Here is a 16,137-nt window from a genome sequence, read left to right on the forward strand (position 1 = left end):
GAACTACTTGTTCTCGTAGGAGTCGGAGTAGTTCTGGCCGTCCTCAGAGGTCCACTTCATGGTGTCCTTAGTGAACGGCTGCTCCCAGCCGTTTTCAATCTCCGACTCCGGTGCGGTCGGCAGACCAATCTCGTTTTCCAGTGCACCGTTGGCAACCCAGGTCTCGCGAATCTTACCGATCAGCGGCTGTGCACCGTTGGTCTCCGGGGACTCAACGAAGGTGACGTTCTCGTATTCAGCGGCAACTGCGTCGCCGACCTTCTTAGCGGACTTGAACTCGCCAGCCTCAGCATCGTACGGGGAGGTGAAGGAAGAAGCTGCCTCGGTGATGGACTCAGGCAGGTCAGCCTCTGCCACATCCTCGCCAGCAGCGTCGCCCAGACCCAGACCGTTCATAGCCTCGCCGGCCTTGTCCTTAGCGCCATCAGCAGCCTCGCCGGCCTTGTCCTTAGCGCCATCAGCTGCGTCGCCGGCCTTGTCCTTAGCGCCGTCCATAGCGTCGCCAGCCTTATCAGTGGCGTCGGTTGCTACCTGGCCAGCCTGATCCTTGGCGTTGTTAGCAGCATCCTTTGCATCATCGGAAGAACATGCAGCCAGGCCGCCGAGTAGGGCGGCGGAGCCAACGATTGCGGTAGCGATACGGGTCATCTTCTTGTTCTGCATTTCAAAACCACTTTCTTGAGAGCTAACTAAGTTACCTATTCAATTATTGGCATCTTCCACTATTTGTCCGAATTAAATTCAAAGAGAAATTGACAATTCTTTTGAATATCGGACATTCGAAGATGGTGTGGCTTCAAAGCCGTACAGAAAGAACACTAGGTAATTCTGGGGCCTGTGCAAGTCAAATGGCGCGAGTCTGTGCACTCTATGCTCTATTTGTTACCGAATTTGCGTGATTGCGAAATTGGAATAGTGCTGGTGAGGGCGTTGCGAGTAACGGAAAGGTATCAATCTTATTAAGCTTGACGTTTATTGCTTATTTTCTTTCTCTGCGTGGTTGGAGCCGCGGGCATCGTCGTCAAGCGTGTACTCGCCATCTGGCAGGACGAACCAGGCTAAGAGGTAAAGAGCTAGGAATCCAGCGCCAATCTTCCAGCCAATCATCGATCCAACGCAGGGAAGGATGATGTAGACCATTCGTGTGAAAGTGATATCCCAGCCTTGGCTTTCCGCGATTCCTGCGAGGACGCCACCGAGGAGGCGGTCATTACGCGAGCGGTAAATTTTCTTGGTGGACTTTTCGGGAGCGGCGTCGCTCATTAGATAAAAACTCCAAGGTATGGCTATTTAAGTATATTTCGGTAGATCGCGCTTATACGTAAGTTTCCTTCGGCATGATGATCCATGCTGCGAGATAGAGAAGAAACTGCGGACCAGGCATCAGGAAAGACGCGACAAATATAACGCGCAGCAAAGTCGCATCCCAGTTGAAATACTCAGCGAACCCACCGAGCACACCGGCAACCATTTTGTTATTGGTGGAACGGGTCAGTGACTTGTTGTTCATAACAATCAAGGGTAGCCCCAATCCGTTTAGTTCGCAGTGGTGCTAGCTCTACTAAATGTGCCGACTAAAAACAGCGTGTCCCAGCTAAAAACACCGCTACCCCAATACGGTTAGGTGGGGTAGCGGTGTGGGCGTCGTTAAGCGAGCTTTACGGGGCGAATGCTAGCAGTCGTAGTAGAGCTCGAACTCCTGCGTCGTCGGGCGCAGACGTGCCGGCATAATCTCCTGATCGAACTTGTAGCGGATATGCGCGTCGATGAGATCCTGTGTGAAGACATCGCCGGCGAGCAGGAACTCGTGGTCCTCCTCCAGCGCCTTCAGCGCACCCTCCAGCGAATGCGGGACGGTAGGGACGTCCTTGAGTTCCTCTGGTGGCAGCTCGTAGAGGTCCTTGTCAATCGGCTTGCCAGGCTCGATGCGGTTCTTGATGCCGTCGAGACCAGCCATCATTGCGGCGGTGAAAGCCAAGTACGGGTTGCCCGACGGGTCCGGAGCGCGGAACTCGATGCGCTTGGCCTTCGGGTTTGCGCCGGTAATCGGGATTCGGATGGCGGCCGAGCGGTTCTCCTGGCTGTAGACCAAGTTGACGGGAGCCTCGAATCCCGGAACCAGGCGGTGGTAGCTGTTCATCGTCGGGTTGGTGAAAGCCAGGACTGCACCGGCGTGCTTCAGGATGCCGCCAATGTAGTAGCGCGCCATGTCGGACAGGCCACCGTAACCGTTTTCATCGTGGAATAGTGGCTTGCCATCCTTCCACAGTGACTGGTGGATGTGCATACCAGAGCCGCCATCGCCGGCCAACGGCTTCGGCATGAAGGTAGCGGACTTCTGGTTGAACTTGGCGGTGTTCTTCACCACGTACTTGAAAGTCTGCATGTCATCGGCGGCGTGCAGCAGGGTATTGAAACGATAGTTAATCTCCTGCTGACCGCCGGAGCCCATCTCGTGGTGGGAGCGCTCAACATGGAAGCCAACATCCTGCAGGTGCTCGCCGATTTCGTCACGGAGATCCTGCATGTGGTCATACGGAGCAGTAGGGAAGTAGCCGCCCTTGGTGCGCACCTTGTGGCCGAGGTTGCGCGATCCGTCCGGGTTTACCTTCACACCGGAGTTCCACCAGCCCTCAACCGAGTCCACCTCGTGGAATGACTTGTTTGAACTGGAGTCGTAGCGGACGGAGTCGAAGATGTAGAACTCTGCCTCAGCGCCAAAATTACAGGTATCGGCGAAGCCCAGTTCGTTCAGGTAGTTCTCGGCCTTACGGGCAATATTGCGCGGGTCGCGGCTAAATGGCTCGCGGGTGTGCGGGTCATGGACGAAGAACTTCATGTTCAGCGTCTTCGACTTGCGGAACGGGTCGATGAAAGCCGTGTCCAGGTCGGGCAGCAGCATCATGTCGGAGTTATCCACCGAGGTGTAACCCGCAATGGACGATCCGTCGAAGGCGAGGCCCTCGTAGGCTGAGTCCTCATCAAACTCGGATACCGGAACGGTTAGGTGCTGTTCGATGCCGGGAACGTCGGTGAACTGGACGTCTACCCAGCGAATGTCATTGTCCCGGATGTATCGTTGGATTCCTTCCGGAGTTGTCTGGTCACTGCTGGGTTTGAACTTACCCATTGGTAAAACTCGCCTACTTCGCGTCTAGCTTGTTGAGCTTACTAATCGTGTTATCGAACTTGCTGGTCACTATTACTTCAGCAGCGGAACATCCCACAGGTTCAGCTTGGTGCCGATGCCCTTTGCCAGGGCGTTGTCGTAGACATCGGTGGCCCAGGCGACGTCCTCGACTGGCATGCCTCCGATGGAGTAGCAGAAGATCTGCTCGTCGTTCTGGCGACCCGGGGCCTTACCGGAAGCGATATCGCCAATGTTGACAAGCTTCTCGGCGGGAAGAGTGCCCTCTTCCTTCATGTCCCACCAGCGGTTACCCGGAATACCGAGCAAGCGCTCATAGGTCACGTCTGGGCCGTTCTCGTTGAACCACTCTTCGTACAGGCCGGTGTAGTCAACGACGAGGTTGCAGTCGTCGGAACGCACGAAGTCGTCGTCGAGGCGTGCAGCGGCCGGCATGAGCAGCAGCGCGCCGGGCTTCAGGTACTCCTTCTTGAAGTACGGGAAACCGGACGGGCCATCGGAGGAAGTCGAGGTGCCGGCGATGAGGATGTCGGAGTCGCGGATGGCCTCTTCTTCGGTCTCGACGATACGGACCTCTTCCAGCTGCGGGAACTCGTTCTTAATCCAATCGACAGCCTTCTGAGTCGAGGCCTGGGAGCGACCCTTGACCTTGACCTTCTTAATGCTCGGACGCTGCGACATGGCAGAGCCGAGAATGGTGCGGCTCATAACACCCGGGCCAATGATGCCAACGACCTCGGCGTCTTCGACGGCCAGGTGCTTGACGCCGACACCCGGAACAGCGCCGGTGCGGTATGCCGACAGGAGGTTTGCCGACATGACAGCCTTCGGCGCACCCGTAATTGCATCGTTGAGAATGAACAGGTGGATCGAACGTGGCAGGTCGTTCTGGCGGTTATCGGCATTGGAGCCGTACCACTTCACACCTGCGCCGTTGAAGCGACCACCGAGGTAAGCGGGCATTGCCATGAAACGACGGTCAGGGCCATTTGCCGGCATACCCTCATGGATTGGGTTATCCGGGAAGTTGATCTGGGCACCGTGGGAGTTAGCGGAAGCGCCGGCCATCCGGTAGTCGCCGTCAGCCAGCAGAATCAGGGTTTCTTCCATGGTCTCAACACACTCGGCGAAATCCGTGACACCAGCTTCAACCATGTCCGGTTCGCTGAGGTAGAGAAAATCAATGCGAGTTGAGTTTTCTGGGTTGGCAGCGTTTTCGTTAGTCAAGAATGCTCAAATCCTTCTTAATGTTCATCGGCCACCCTATGCGGCGGCTGGGCTTAAGTTATTCCAGATGCATGCTCTCCAGAATCAATCAAAACGCCTCGGCGCGGGCTCTCGAGGCGCCATTTCCGAGGGGTATGTCGTACTACCATACGGAAAAACCACAGCGTAGGGGGCGTTTACGCAGTTTTCAGCACGACATTCCCGCTTTACGACGGTCACAGCGACAGAGCCCAATTTCCGTCAATAAGTTGCCCGTAATAACTACTTCGACATGCACAATTGATACTTTTTGAGAACGATTACAGATGAGTGAATTATCCTCCCACGCATCAATGTTTATGAACTTTGTCACATGTCATTAATCTGCGACACATTTCTGGTTCAACGGGCGTGATTGCCTGGCACCTTACCTTCGCAGCATGCCCCATCCGCTCTTGGTGGCCGCCCATCCCTGCCCTCGCATCCGCCCCTTGCATTGTCCCTAGCGCCGCCCTCGCACTTATGGCCAATTTTCTGGCACCTATCGATGATTTTCCTTCACTTGTCGACGATTTTTCGTCACTTATCGACGGCTGTCCGGCACTTATGCGCACGGTATCCTCCCCACCCTGTCACTTGTCGATGCGCTGTTCACTTATGGCCACGCTATAGCGCATCGACAAGTGAGTATTGCATCGATAAGACTGGGGCGGAGAGTGTGCAACTCTACTCGTGCAGGAGTCGCGGCCCTTTTGTGGTGGTGTATGACCCTGTTCAGGGGAGTGGCCCGGAACCGCGCACAAATTCGTGCTCACATACGCGCGCGTATGCGGGCCCAGGCGCCCGCAGCCAGCATGACCGCAACGAAAAACCGCCTGGCCACATTAACTGTGGTCAGGCGGCATCTAACAAGCTCGTTGGGCGGCCACTAGGAGCAATGGGGGCTGCTCGCTGTGGCCGTCGTGAAGCGAAAACTTTAGCAGTCGTAGTACATTTCGTATTCCTGCGGAGTCGGGCGCAGGCGAACCGGCTCGATCTCGTTTTCGTACTTGTAGTCGATGTAGGTCTGGATGAGGTCCTCGGTGAAGACATCGCCCTCGAGCAGGAACTCGTGGTCGTTGCGCAGGGCCTCGAGTGCGGCCTCGAGAGAGGTCGGAGCCTGCGGGATGTCGGCGGCTTCCTCCGGCGGGAGCTCGTAGAGATCCTTGTCGACCGGAGCGTGCGGCTCGATGCGGTTCTTCACGCCGTCCAGTCCGGCCATCATCATGGCAGCGAAGCCAAGGTACGGGTTGCCCGACGGGTCCGGGGCGCGGAACTCGATGCGCTTTGCCTTCGGGTTGGAGCCGGTGATCGGAATGCGAACAGCGGCAGAGCGATTGCGCTGCGAGTAGACCAGGTTAATCGGAGCCTCGAAGCCCTTGACCAGGCGGTGGTAGGAGTTCAGGGTCGGGTTGGTGAAGGCCAGTACCGCACCTGCGTGGTGCAGGATGCCGCCGATGTACCAGCGAGCGATGTCCGACAGGCCTGCGTAACCGGCCTCATCGTGGAACAGCGGCTTGCCGTCCTTCCATAGCGACTGGTGAGCGTGCATGCCCGAGCCGTTGTCGCCAGCCAGCGGCTTCGGCATAAAGGTGACGGACTTGCCCTCTTCCCAGGCGGTGTTCTTGATGATGTACTTGAAGGTTTGCAGGTCGTCTGCAGCGTGCAACATCGTGTTGAACTTGTAGTTGATCTCCTGCTGGCCACCAGTGCCGACCTCGTGGTGGGCGCGCTCCAGGTCGAAGCCGGCGTCAGCGAGCTTCAGGCACATCTTGTCGCGCAGGTCCTGGTAGTGGTCGTACGGAGCGGTAGGGAAGTAGCCGCCCTTCAGACGGGTCTTGTAACCCAGGTTTGCAGAGCCGTCCGGGTTCTGGTCCCTGCCGCGGTTCCACCAGCCTTCGATGGAATCAACTTCGTAGAAGCCGCGGTTGGTGTCGGTCTCGAACTTGACGTTGTCGAAGATGTAAAACTCCGCCTCAGCGCCGAAGAAACAGGTGTCGGCGATGCCGGTAGAGATGAGGTATTCCTCCGCCTTCTTCGCGACGTTACGTGGGTCGCGGGAGAACGGCTCGAGGGTAAACGGATCGTGGACGAAGAACTTTACGTTCAGAGTCTTTGCCTTGCGGAACGGGTCAATGCGCGCAGTGCTCAGGTCGGGCAGCAGTGCCATGTCGGACTCGTCGATGGAAGTGAAACCACGAATCGAGGAACCGTCGAATGCCAGGCCTTCGGCCATCGCGTCCTCGTCAAATGCGGATGCCGGGATGGTGAAGTGCTGCTCGATGCCGGGAACATCCGTGAAGCGGACGTCTACGAACTCGACGCCCTCTTCCTTGATATACGCGACTACTTCCTCGGGAGTTTTGAAGGACATGTGCGGTCTCCTTAGTTGGCCTTGTTTAGTACGCAGCAGGGAATTCTTGCACGCTGTTTCGTGCACCTGCCGCGCTGTCAAGGACTGGCCGGTTGACGCCTTCAAGCTTAACGAACCACGCATTCATTCTGGAATTAGAACCACGAATTTCTGGCATGGCGCGTGAGGAATTCGCCAATACGGAATGGGTTACGCAAATAGGGAGCGGGTTATCTATTTGTGGAAACAAGGCAATACCCTGCGCATTCATGTCACACACGCTTTACGACGCGCCTTTAGCTCCCATGCTGATAAGAAAATGGAAAAGGCGACGCAACATCGCCCCCGGATTACCCCCGCACGCGCTGAATGGCTGTCCCAGCCCGTGATTTGATAGCCGGATTGCTGCATTAGACTATGAACCCATGGAAGAAAAGCACAGTTGGTTAGATGGCCCTCAGATTCCGGGAGAGTTCGATAATCCGGACAAGCTCTCGGACTATCCCGGCCAGGCATTGGGTCTTGCCCCCGATGGCCCAGGATCGCAAGCGACGTTGATGCGTCGCGTCGGCGGCATTCTCATTGACTGGATTATTTCCTTGATGATTGCCGGCGCTTTTTCGATGTTCTTCGGCCCGAGCGAGGCGCAGATTGACCAGTTCGGGGATTCGTTTATCGCCTGGCAGTCATTCCTTGCGACCTATTCGCCAGTTGTCTTCCTCATTATTGGCACGGTGTCGGTTTGGCTGTTCGCCCGCACTCCGGGCCAGTGGATGATGAAGATGGGTGTCGCTCGCGTGGACAAGCCCGGCGAGCGAGTTGGCTTTGTTCGTGCCTTCTTCCGCAGCTTGCTTACTCTTTTCTTGCTGCCGCCAGCAATCACCGACTCGGATATGCGCGGCATGCACGACCGTGCCACTGGCACGGCCGTCATTTTGGGTTAGCGCTATAGCACCAACACGACCAGGACCTGGGCGAGAATAATCTTCATGATCATTGCCATTGGATACACCGTTGTGTATCCCATTGCCGGCAACTCGTTCTTGGCCTGGTCGTTGACGTATGAGAGCACTGCCGGGTGAGTCTGCAAGCCCGAGAGGATACCCGCAGTTTGGCCGAATGGAATCTTCAGCACACGGTGACCGACAATGAGGGTCAATAGTGCGGAGCTAAACGCGATGATGGCGGCAAGACCCAGAACTGTCAGTGATGCCGGGTCAGACAACGCAGCTTGGAATCCCTTACCAGCAGTGGTGCCGATACCAGCCAGGAACAGTGCTAGACCCATGGTGCGGAACGCCAGGTTGGCCGAGTAGGGGATAGGCCAAACCAACGGGCCAGTGCGACCGACAGCACCCAGGATCAGCGCCACAACCAGTGGGCCACCAGCAGATCCCAGGGCTAACGAGCTGCCGCCCGGAAGCGGAATCTTGATGAGACCCACCAAGACACCCAGCGTAAGCCCAAGGGTGAGCGGCAAGAGGTTGACGTCGGAAAGCTTCTTGTAGGAGTCGCCGAAGAACTTTGTTGCGTCCTTGATTTTCTCTGGCGGTGCAACTACGCGGACGCGATCACCAAGCTCTAGGCGCATGTTTGGTTCCGCGACGATGTCGTGGTCGCCGCGGCGGATACGCGTAATGATCATACCGTCCATGCGAGTCTGAAGCTCCGCGATGGGTACGCCAACCACGTCAGATGCAGAGACGAAGATGCGGCGGAAGTCCAGGCGGCCGTCGTGTGTCGGATCGCCTGGCATAAGCTCGCCAAGGTGCTCGGCGGCACGAGCAATTTCTTCCTCTGTACCGACGACGGAAATAATATCGCCGACGGAGACAGTGTCACCCGGTGATGGGATGTAGAGGTGGCCCTTGTACTCAATGCGTGAAACCGTAATGTCCAAACCGAACTTCGACGGAAGGTCAGTGATGGAAGGCAGGTCGTCCTTGAGGATCTTGATGTCCCGAGTATGCAGCGGAAGCGCGGCGACACCTGCGTCAATAGCTTCCTGGTCGTGATCGACACGGAAGACCTTCGACATAATACCGATAGAGGCAATCACTGCCAGCACGCCGATTGGGTAGGCCAGGGAGTAACCAATCACCGGCATATCGTGCGCAGCGGCCAGCTCGCCCTTATCCGAAATGAGGCTAGGAAGAGCATCGACGATTGCTGCCATAGCCGGGGTGTTGGTCAGGGCGCCTGTGAAGGCGCCTGCGCCTTCCACCGGATCGATAGGCAAAAACTTGATCAGCAGGAAAGACTCGATGGTGACAACTGCGAGCACACCAATGCCGAACAGGTTGTGCTTGATGCCGCGCGAGCGTAACGAGCTGAAGAACTCGGGGCCCGCCTCCAGCCCGATGGTGTAGACGAATAATGCCAGGCCCACGATGTAAATCAACGGGGAGATTTGAATTTCCGGCTCAATAGTCGCGAGGATAAGGCCGACGAAGAGGACGGCAGCCACGCCAAGCTTGAAGCCGAAGATCTTGATCTGGCCAATTGCCAGGCCAAGAAACAAAATCACTAGAAGCGCTAAGAGTTCATTTTCAGCCAAGAGTTGCACATATCCCATGGTGGCACAACTAGCAGTAATCTTCATTAAGCATTGTTTCCAGCAAGGATATGACCTTTGCTGACAGCGTGATAAGTGAGAGCAATCACTTCAACAAGACATCAATAACTGTGTTTGAAGTCATGGCTTTAGTCTTCGTTTTAAAGCTTTAGAGCACAAAAAAGGGGCTCGAAAGCCCCTTTTTCTGCTTCAACCTAGATTGCCCCTCGGCGGGTTGCCCGAGCAACCGACCCTGGTGAAACCTAGCTAAAACCTCTAGTGCTTCTTGCCGCGATTGGCGGCACGGCGCGCACGACGGTTCATGCCGGCCTGTGGGTTAGCGCCCTTCGGCATTGGACCCTTGGGCATGTTCGCGCGCGCATCGCGAATACGGTCCATCGACTGGATGCGCTCATTCAGAGCGTTGGCCTGATCCTTATTCAGGTTGCGCGGCAAACGCATGAGTTCGCGCTGCAGCTTCTTCGGCGGGACCTGGCCCTCGTCGCTACCAGCAATCATGTCGTAAATCGGAGCTTCGCCCGCAATGCGTGCCAGCGACTTCTTCTCACGAGCAATCATCTGCTTGACGCGGTTCGGATCACCTTCACCGACCAGCACAACACCGGCGTTACCAATAACACGGTGAATAGCATCCATGTGCTGATTAGCGACAACACCAGTCTTGACGTGCCAGACATAGCCAACGCCCTGACGCATATTGTCCAGCGTCCACGCCGCAGCGCCGGCCTGGCCTTCCGCCTCTGTGTAGAAGGACGCCTCAAGACGCTTAGAGAAGATGTACATCGCGACCATAAAGCCGATCGAGATACCAATAATCGTCAGAACCCAGGGCCAGACTCCACCAATGAGCAGACCAAGCAGTAACAGCAGGATAATTGGACCGAAGAAGCCCAGTGCCATGTAAGGCACGAGCTTGTTGTCCCGCGAGCGCTGCAGCTTAAACGCCTGCCACATCTGGCTACGAGTCTGCTTACGCTGAGCGCGCTTGGCGGCGCGGTTCGCCTTCTTCATTTCTTTCGCATCATTGGTCGCCATAATCACCAACTTTAGGGCATGCGATGTAGTTTTAGGCAATAGACCGCGCCGTAGCGCCGTTTCGCTTTACGACGGCGCTGCGGCCGTCGGCCTCTAGGAAGCCGGAATAGTCGAAGTGACTGGCGTATCCTCCGATGCGCCATAGCGGTCGAGCAGAGTCGAGGCTTCCTGAAGCGCGAGGTTGTTGTCGTTGTCGTCGGCAAGCGCGGACAGATGCGCCGGCAGTTCCTGACCGCGGTGCGCCAGTGCGCGGGCGTAGAGCCGTCCAGCGCGGTAGGAAGAGCGGACCAGCGGGCCGGACATGACGCCGGCAAAGCCCATCTCTTCAGCGGTCTTGGAGAGCTTGACGAACTCCTCCGGCTTAACCCAACGTTCAATTGGATGGTGCAGTGGAGTGGGGCGGAGGTATTGAGTAATCGTCAGAATATCGCAGCCGGCATCGTGCAAATCCTGCATAGCGGAGATGATCTCGTCATAGGTTTCGCCCATGCCCAGGATGAGGTTGGACTTGGTAACCAGTCCAGCTTCGCGAGCGCGAGTGATGAGTTCCAAGGAACGCTCGTAGCGGAATGCGGGGCGGATGCGCTTGAAGATACGAGGCACCGTCTCCACGTTGTGGGCGAAAACCTCAGGCTTGGCATCGAAGACCTGCTGTGCTGCAGATTCGTCGCCACGGAAGTCATCGACAAGGAGCTCGACTCCGGTATTCGGGTTGAGTTCGTGGATCTGGCGGCAGGTCTCAGCGTAGAGCCAGGATGCACCGTCGGGCAGATCGTCGCGGGCGACACCGGTGATAGTGGCGTAACGAAGACCCATCTCGCGGACGGATTCCGCAACACGACGCGGCTCATCCTTATCCAATGGGTCGGGCTTGGCTGAGTTAATCTGGCAGAAGTCGCAGCGGCGGGTGCACTTATCGCCGCCGATGAGGAAGGTGGCCTCGCGGTCTTCCCAACATTCGTGAATGTTCGGGCAGCCAGCCTCCTGACAGACCGTGTGCAAAGAGGCACCCGAGACACGGTTTTTCATGTCCTTGTAGCTGGGGCCCGGACGAACCTGGTTGCGAATCCACCGGGGCTTGTTCTCGATAGGGGTCTCGGCATTTCGTGCCTCGACGCGCAGTAACTTACGTCCTTCTGGCTTAACAGTCACAGTTTCATCCTACTCTTTTGTTGATGAGTACTCGAATATGCCGGTGGTGGAGTTGTGCTTCACCCGGTGTGGCAGGTCCTTCGTGGGGTCGGGCGCGGAGCCGAAGGAATGGTCGGCAACGGTCAAACGGCCTTCCAAAGCATCTTGCAAATCTGCCAGAAGCGGCTCTGTCATCTCTGACACGCTAACATTTCGGTCAAGCTCCCGGGATAGGGCGGTCACTCCAGCATCGGAGATGCCACACGGGATGATGTAGTTGTAGAACTCCATAGAGTTGTCGCAGTTCAGACTGAGTCCGTGCATGGTTACACCATGGGTCACGCGGATTCCCAGTGCCGCAATCTTTCGGTCGCTCAGTCCGTTTGATGCGGGAACCCATACCCCCGAGCGGCCATCGATGCGGCCAGCAGCCGCGATGCCGGCTCGGCGAACGGTTTGAATGAGGGCTTCTTCCAGTCTGCGGACGTAGTCCACCACATCGACCGGCTGAGCGAGCTTGATGATGGGATACATCACAAGCTGGCCCGGGCCGTGCCAGGTGATGCGGCCACCGCGGTCGACATCGACGACCGGCAACCCATTGGTAGGACGGTCCTCCGGCTGGGTGCGCTTTCCTGCTGTGTAAAGACTCGGGTGCTCAAGCACGAGAACCTGATCTGGAATTAGGTCTTTCGCACGCTTGGCAGCAAGGTCTGCCTGTAGGTGCCAGGTCTCTTCGTAGTCGACAAGGCCGAGATGTTGAATCTCGATGTCGGAGCTTGATTCCCGAATGGATTTATCTGCGCGAGTAAAAGGTTTTCTTGGGGCAGTCATGGTGGCCTATAGGATACGCCGAAATTCTGTAGGCCTCAGATTACTTGTTACTTGGATAGCGCCAAACTTACTTGGATAGCGCCAGACGTAAAAATACCCCGGTGGTCACTAGAAAGTGACCGCTGGGGTAAAAGTGGCGTGCTTTTGTGGGCTTAACCGAAGACGACGCGGAGGATGGAAACGGTGATTGCCGAGATACCTGCAGCGGCCGGAAGGGTAATAACCCAGGCCAAACCAATCGGCTTCATCAGGTTCCAGTTAGCGGCACGGTTAACGATACCGACACCGAGAACGGCACCAATCAGAATGTGGGTGGAGGAAACCGGCAGACCCAGCAGGGAAGCAATCATAACGACCACAGCAGCGGAAAGCTCTGCGGCAAAACCCGATGCTGGGTGGATCTCAGTCAGGCCGGATCCGACGGTCTTGATAACGAAGCGGCCGATAAACCACAGACCGGAGATGAGAGCGACACCCATGGTGGTCATGACTGCCAGCGGGACGCCGGACTCGGAAGAGATCTCGTTGGTACGGAGAACATCCAGAATTGCCACGAACGGGCCAAGCGCGTTAGCGATGTCGTTCGAGCCGTGGGAGAAAGCGAACGCAGCAGCGGTGAAGACCTGCATCCAGCTGAACAGCAGGAAGGTGGAACGATCCAAATCCTGACGCTTCAAAGTACGCGCGAAGATGTAAACGGCAAGCCACACTGCGGTGGCGATCATGCCCATAATCAGGAAGTTGTCCAGGCTGGAAAGCCCTAGGTGAAGGTTCTTCAGACCCTTGAACAGCATCATCGCGGAGATGACAATAGAGCCCAGGGCTGCTAGACCCGGAACCCAAGCTTCCAGCGCACGGTGAGCGCGGACATCATCAACCTTGGATTCGATGTGGACGAGCTTGCGGAAGTACTCAGACTCCAGGTCATCCGGAGTCCAGTCGTTGTCACGCATCGTCGTCGCGTCGCGAAGCATCGCGTTGGTGTACGAGATCTGATCGTGCTCAGGGAGCTTTTCGAAGTCGTCGCGGTGCTGCGCCTTGAGGTCCGCCTTTTCCTGGTGGATGGCCTGCAGCTGCTTGGAAGCCTTGTCGTTGTAGACGAGAATCGAGTTCTTAATGCCGCCGAACAGGAGGAACGCGACCAAACCGCCGAGGAGCGGAGAGAGGACCCAGGAAACGGCGATCTGACCAATCTGATCCCACTGGACCATGCTCCAGCCACCCTTGCCGGTGATGAAACCGACCGTCAGTGCGGCACCGACGATACCGCCGACGATGGAGTGGGTAGTGGAGACTGGCCAACCCATGCGGGTGGCAACGAGGAGCCACACTGCCGCGCCGAGAAGCGCGGACATCATGATGAAGGCGAACTCCATCGGGTCCAAACCGTGGATTGCGTTCAGGTCCACAATGCCGGAACGGACGGTGTCAGTAACCTCGCCACCAGCGAGGACGGCGCCCGAAACCTCAAAGACTGAAGCGACAACAAGCGCCTGCTTCATGCTCAGGGTGCCGGCACCGACTGAAGTACCGAAGGAGTTAGCAACGTCGTTACCGCCGATGTTGAACGCCATGAAGACGGCGAACGCGATGGTAATCAGAAGGATTGCCGTATTTGCCTGCGGGCCCACAAAGTCATAAGCCCAGAAGACAAAAATTACGATGTTGATTGCGAGAAGCCCGCCGAAGAAGAGGTGCCACCACTTATCTGAGGAGCTCGATTGCTCAGATGATGTGGTCCCGGTCGACGAACTAGTATTCGCTGGAGCCGAGGACATGCTCCACCTTTCTAAGTTACGTACAGAGAGCAAAAATAGGCACGCCAAAGAAGCCCGCTGTCTAATGATTTCTTAGATTGGTAAAGGCTAATTGCTAACTAGGTGACGGCGAGGTTAACAAATAATGAATTTAATTATCGCTATCTTCAGCTCTCGTCGGTGTAGCTGAAAGCGATAGCCGGAACTGTGTGCGGGGGTGTGTGGTGTTCTCGCATTTCGGCAGGACAAAAAGTATGCGCATTTGCTACTTGCAGCTTTGCTTTCGGTTCGACCCTCCCGCTGTCTGCTAATGGCTTAACGGCGCAATAACAGCACGTTAATTCTTTGTGCCGATGGAGCCTTTGCTAGCTATGTGTGGCTACGTGAAATCTGAGCACTAGCCAAGAATAGGGGGCCTGCGCATTTGAAGGAATCGCTGATTAGGTTCAACTGCGGGACGAATGCGGCAAAAGAAATACCCGCGTCAGCCGCAAAGTGCGACTAACGCGGGCAGGGAAGAGGTAGAACCTCCTGCTAGCAAGCCAGCTAGCTTCCCGCGGCGCTACTACCCCAGGACGGGAGCAAGCTGCTTAGAGCTGCAAATCCGATTCGAAGTTAGCAACCTCGAGGCGATCAACAACGGTCGTCATGAAGCGACCTGCATCAGCGCCGTCAATCAGGCGGTGATCGTAGGTAATTGGCAGGAAGACCATGGCGCGAATACCAATGGCATCTGCCTCATTCTCGGTGACGACTACTGCGCGCTTCTTAATCGCGCCGGTGCCGACCATTGCGGCCTGCGGCGGAACCAGAATCGGAGTGTCGGTCAGAGCGCCCTCGGAGCCGATGTTGGTAATGGTGAAGGTGCCGCCGGACAGGTCGTTCGGGGTCAGCTTGTTGTTGCGAGCGCGGTCTGCGATGTCCGCAATAGCAGCAGCCAGCTCCGGCAGGGACATATCCTGAGCGTTGTGGATGACCGGGGAGAGCAAACCACGCTCGGTATCGACAGCGATACCCAGGTTGACCTGCTCGTGGTAGGTAATCTCCTTGGTCTCTTCGTTCCAGGAAGCGTTGACGTTCGGGTGGCTGACCAGAGCCTCAACGATTGCCTTTGCAAAGAATGGCAGGAAGGTCAGCTTTGCGCCGTGCTTCTTCTCGAACTCAGCCTTCTTAGTAGCGCGCAAATCCCAGATGGCAGTCATATCGGCCTCGTGGACCTGGGTCAGCTGTGCGGAAGTCTGCAGAGACTCGAGGGTCTTGGCAGCGGTGATCTCGCGGATGCGGTTGACACGCTGGGTGGTGCCGCGCAGCTCAGCGAGCTCAGGGCGAACGCCCTTGGTGGACCAGTTGGAGCCGGACTCAGCAGTAGTCTCCTGGCCGCCCTCGGCAGCGCGCAGAACATCCTGCTTACGAATGCGGCCGCCGATTCCAGAGCCCTCGACCTTAGTCAGGTCAACGCCGTGCTTGTCAGCCAGCTTGCGGACCAGCGGGGTGACGTAAGGAACGTCCTTGTTAGCGGAAGGCTTGGATTCAGCCTTCGGAGCCTCAGCCTTCGGAGTCTCCTTCTTCGGCTCTTCCTTCTTCGGCTCCGGCTTGGATTCAGCCTTTGGAGCTTCCTTCTTCGGTGCAGCCTTCTTTGGCTGGCCACTGCCAACGCGAGCGATGACCTCGCCGACGTCAACGGTGTCGTCTTCGTCGTAGAGGACCTCGAGCAGGGTGCCTGCGACCGGGGAAGGAATTTCGGTGTCGACCTTGTCGGTGGAAACCTCGAGCAACGGTTCGTCGACCTCGACGGTGTCGCCGACCTTCTTCAGCCAGGTGGTGATGGTGCCTTCGGTGACGGATTCGCCGAGCTCCGGCATCTCAACGTCAGTAGCGTCGCCAGCGTCAACGTCAGTGGAGTCTTCCTCAGTCTCCTCGTTAGCCTTTACTGGCTCCTCGTCCTTCTCGACTGCGGCAGATGCCTCCTCGGCCTCTTCCTTGGCGGCCGGAGCAGCGTCTGCATCGCCAACGCGAGCGATGACTTCGCCGACGTCAACGGTGTCGTCTTCGTCGTAGA

13 protein-coding genes are annotated in these 16,137 nt (G+C 56.9%); 1 reads left to right on the plus strand and 12 read right to left on the minus strand.

Annotation, left to right across the window (positions count from 1 at the left end; all coding sequences use genetic code 11):
* Positions 1-3: 3 nt before the first annotated feature.
* From HMPREF2820_RS04690 to glnA (HMPREF2820_RS04715), 6 genes are all read right to left on the minus strand, one after another.
* Entirely contained in the window at positions 4-663 is a 660-nt protein-coding gene (locus HMPREF2820_RS04690) for a hypothetical protein (RefSeq protein WP_049189581.1), read from the minus strand.
* A 309-nt stretch (positions 664-972) separates the two neighbouring features.
* The gene (locus tag HMPREF2820_RS04695) at positions 973-1,263 is read right to left on the minus strand and encodes a PspC domain-containing protein (protein WP_070603031.1); all 291 of its coding nucleotides are present in this window, start codon (positions 1,261-1,263) and stop codon (positions 973-975) included.
* 52 nt (positions 1,264-1,315) lie between these two features.
* Positions 1,316-1,510 carry a PspC domain-containing protein gene (locus HMPREF2820_RS04700; protein ID WP_048732581.1) on the minus strand — a complete coding sequence of 65 codons (195 nt, stop codon included), beginning with the start codon at positions 1,508-1,510 and terminating at the stop codon, positions 1,316-1,318.
* Positions 1,511-1,672: 162 nt separating this feature from the next.
* Complete coding sequence (gene glnA, locus HMPREF2820_RS04705) at positions 1,673-3,130, minus strand: type I glutamate--ammonia ligase (RefSeq protein ID WP_049170204.1); 1,458 nt, start codon at positions 3,128-3,130, stop codon at positions 1,673-1,675.
* 72 nt (positions 3,131-3,202) lie between these two features.
* Positions 3,203-4,375 carry an ornithine cyclodeaminase family protein gene (locus tag HMPREF2820_RS04710; RefSeq protein WP_070603033.1) on the minus strand — a complete coding sequence of 391 codons (1,173 nt, stop codon included), beginning with the start codon at positions 4,373-4,375 and terminating at the stop codon, positions 3,203-3,205.
* A gap of 955 nt (positions 4,376-5,330) precedes the next feature.
* The gene (glnA, locus tag HMPREF2820_RS04715; protein ID WP_070603034.1) at positions 5,331-6,767 is read right to left on the minus strand and encodes a type I glutamate--ammonia ligase; all 1,437 of its coding nucleotides are present in this window, start codon (positions 6,765-6,767) and stop codon (positions 5,331-5,333) included.
* Positions 6,768-7,171: 404 nt separating this feature from the next.
* Between glnA (HMPREF2820_RS04715) and HMPREF2820_RS04720 the strand changes: the two genes are divergently transcribed.
* Positions 7,172-7,690 (plus strand): RDD family protein, encoded by a 519-nt coding sequence (locus HMPREF2820_RS04720; RefSeq protein ID WP_016423046.1) that lies wholly within the window; start codon positions 7,172-7,174, stop codon positions 7,688-7,690.
* A 2-nt stretch (positions 7,691-7,692) separates the two neighbouring features.
* Here HMPREF2820_RS04720 and HMPREF2820_RS04725 read toward each other — a convergent pair whose 3' ends face one another.
* The 6 genes from HMPREF2820_RS04725 to sucB all read right to left on the minus strand — a co-directional run.
* Complete coding sequence (locus HMPREF2820_RS04725) at positions 7,693-9,312, minus strand: aspartate:alanine exchanger family transporter (RefSeq protein WP_188015579.1); 1,620 nt, start codon at positions 9,310-9,312, stop codon at positions 7,693-7,695.
* Positions 9,313-9,576: 264 nt separating this feature from the next.
* Positions 9,577-10,356 carry a DUF4191 domain-containing protein gene (locus HMPREF2820_RS04730; RefSeq protein ID WP_070603038.1) on the minus strand — a complete coding sequence of 260 codons (780 nt, stop codon included), beginning with the start codon at positions 10,354-10,356 and terminating at the stop codon, positions 9,577-9,579.
* 93 nt (positions 10,357-10,449) lie between these two features.
* Positions 10,450-11,508, minus strand: coding sequence for a lipoyl synthase (gene lipA / locus HMPREF2820_RS04735; RefSeq protein WP_070603040.1), 1,059 nt, complete (start codon positions 11,506-11,508; stop codon positions 10,450-10,452).
* Between the two features lie 9 nt (positions 11,509-11,517).
* Positions 11,518-12,321, minus strand: a complete 804-nt coding sequence (gene lipB / locus HMPREF2820_RS04740; protein WP_049192903.1) for a lipoyl(octanoyl) transferase LipB — start codon at positions 12,319-12,321, stop codon at positions 11,518-11,520.
* Between the two features lie 152 nt (positions 12,322-12,473).
* Positions 12,474-14,099, minus strand: coding sequence for an inorganic phosphate transporter (locus HMPREF2820_RS04745; protein WP_016423042.1), 1,626 nt, complete (start codon positions 14,097-14,099; stop codon positions 12,474-12,476).
* 569 nt (positions 14,100-14,668) lie between these two features.
* The coding region (gene sucB / locus HMPREF2820_RS04750; protein ID WP_070603041.1) for a 2-oxoglutarate dehydrogenase, E2 component, dihydrolipoamide succinyltransferase at positions 14,669-16,137 on the minus strand (1,469 nt) is incomplete at its 5' end.

Source organism: Corynebacterium sp. HMSC064E08 (assembly GCF_001811805.1).
GTDB classification, from domain to species: Bacteria; Actinomycetota; Actinomycetes; order Mycobacteriales; family Mycobacteriaceae; genus Corynebacterium; species Corynebacterium jeikeium_D.

What these genes read in the sequence shown, in the direction of transcription:
- glnA (WP_070603034.1), bottom strand. Translation starts at nt 6,767, where the DNA reads ATGTCCTTCAAAACTCCCGAGGAAGTAGTCGCGTATATCAAGGAAGAG.
- HMPREF2820_RS04690 (WP_049189581.1), bottom strand. Translation starts at nt 663, where the DNA reads ATGCAGAACAAGAAGATGACCCGTATCGCTACCGCAATCGTTGGCTCC.
- HMPREF2820_RS04695 (WP_070603031.1), bottom strand. Translation starts at nt 1,263, where the DNA reads ATGAGCGACGCCGCTCCCGAAAAGTCCACCAAGAAAATTTACCGCTCG.
- HMPREF2820_RS04730 (WP_070603038.1), bottom strand. Translation starts at nt 10,356, where the DNA reads ATGGCGACCAATGATGCGAAAGAAATGAAGAAGGCGAACCGCGCCGCC.
- HMPREF2820_RS04745 (WP_016423042.1), bottom strand. Translation starts at nt 14,099, where the DNA reads ATGTCCTCGGCTCCAGCGAATACTAGTTCGTCGACCGGGACCACATCA.
- HMPREF2820_RS04700 (WP_048732581.1), bottom strand. Translation starts at nt 1,510, where the DNA reads ATGAACAACAAGTCACTGACCCGTTCCACCAATAACAAAATGGTTGCC.
- glnA (WP_049170204.1), bottom strand. Translation starts at nt 3,130, where the DNA reads ATGGGTAAGTTCAAACCCAGCAGTGACCAGACAACTCCGGAAGGAATC.
- lipB (WP_049192903.1), bottom strand. Translation starts at nt 12,321, where the DNA reads ATGACTGCCCCAAGAAAACCTTTTACTCGCGCAGATAAATCCATTCGG.
- HMPREF2820_RS04720 (WP_016423046.1), top strand. Translation starts at nt 7,172, where the DNA reads ATGGAAGAAAAGCACAGTTGGTTAGATGGCCCTCAGATTCCGGGAGAG.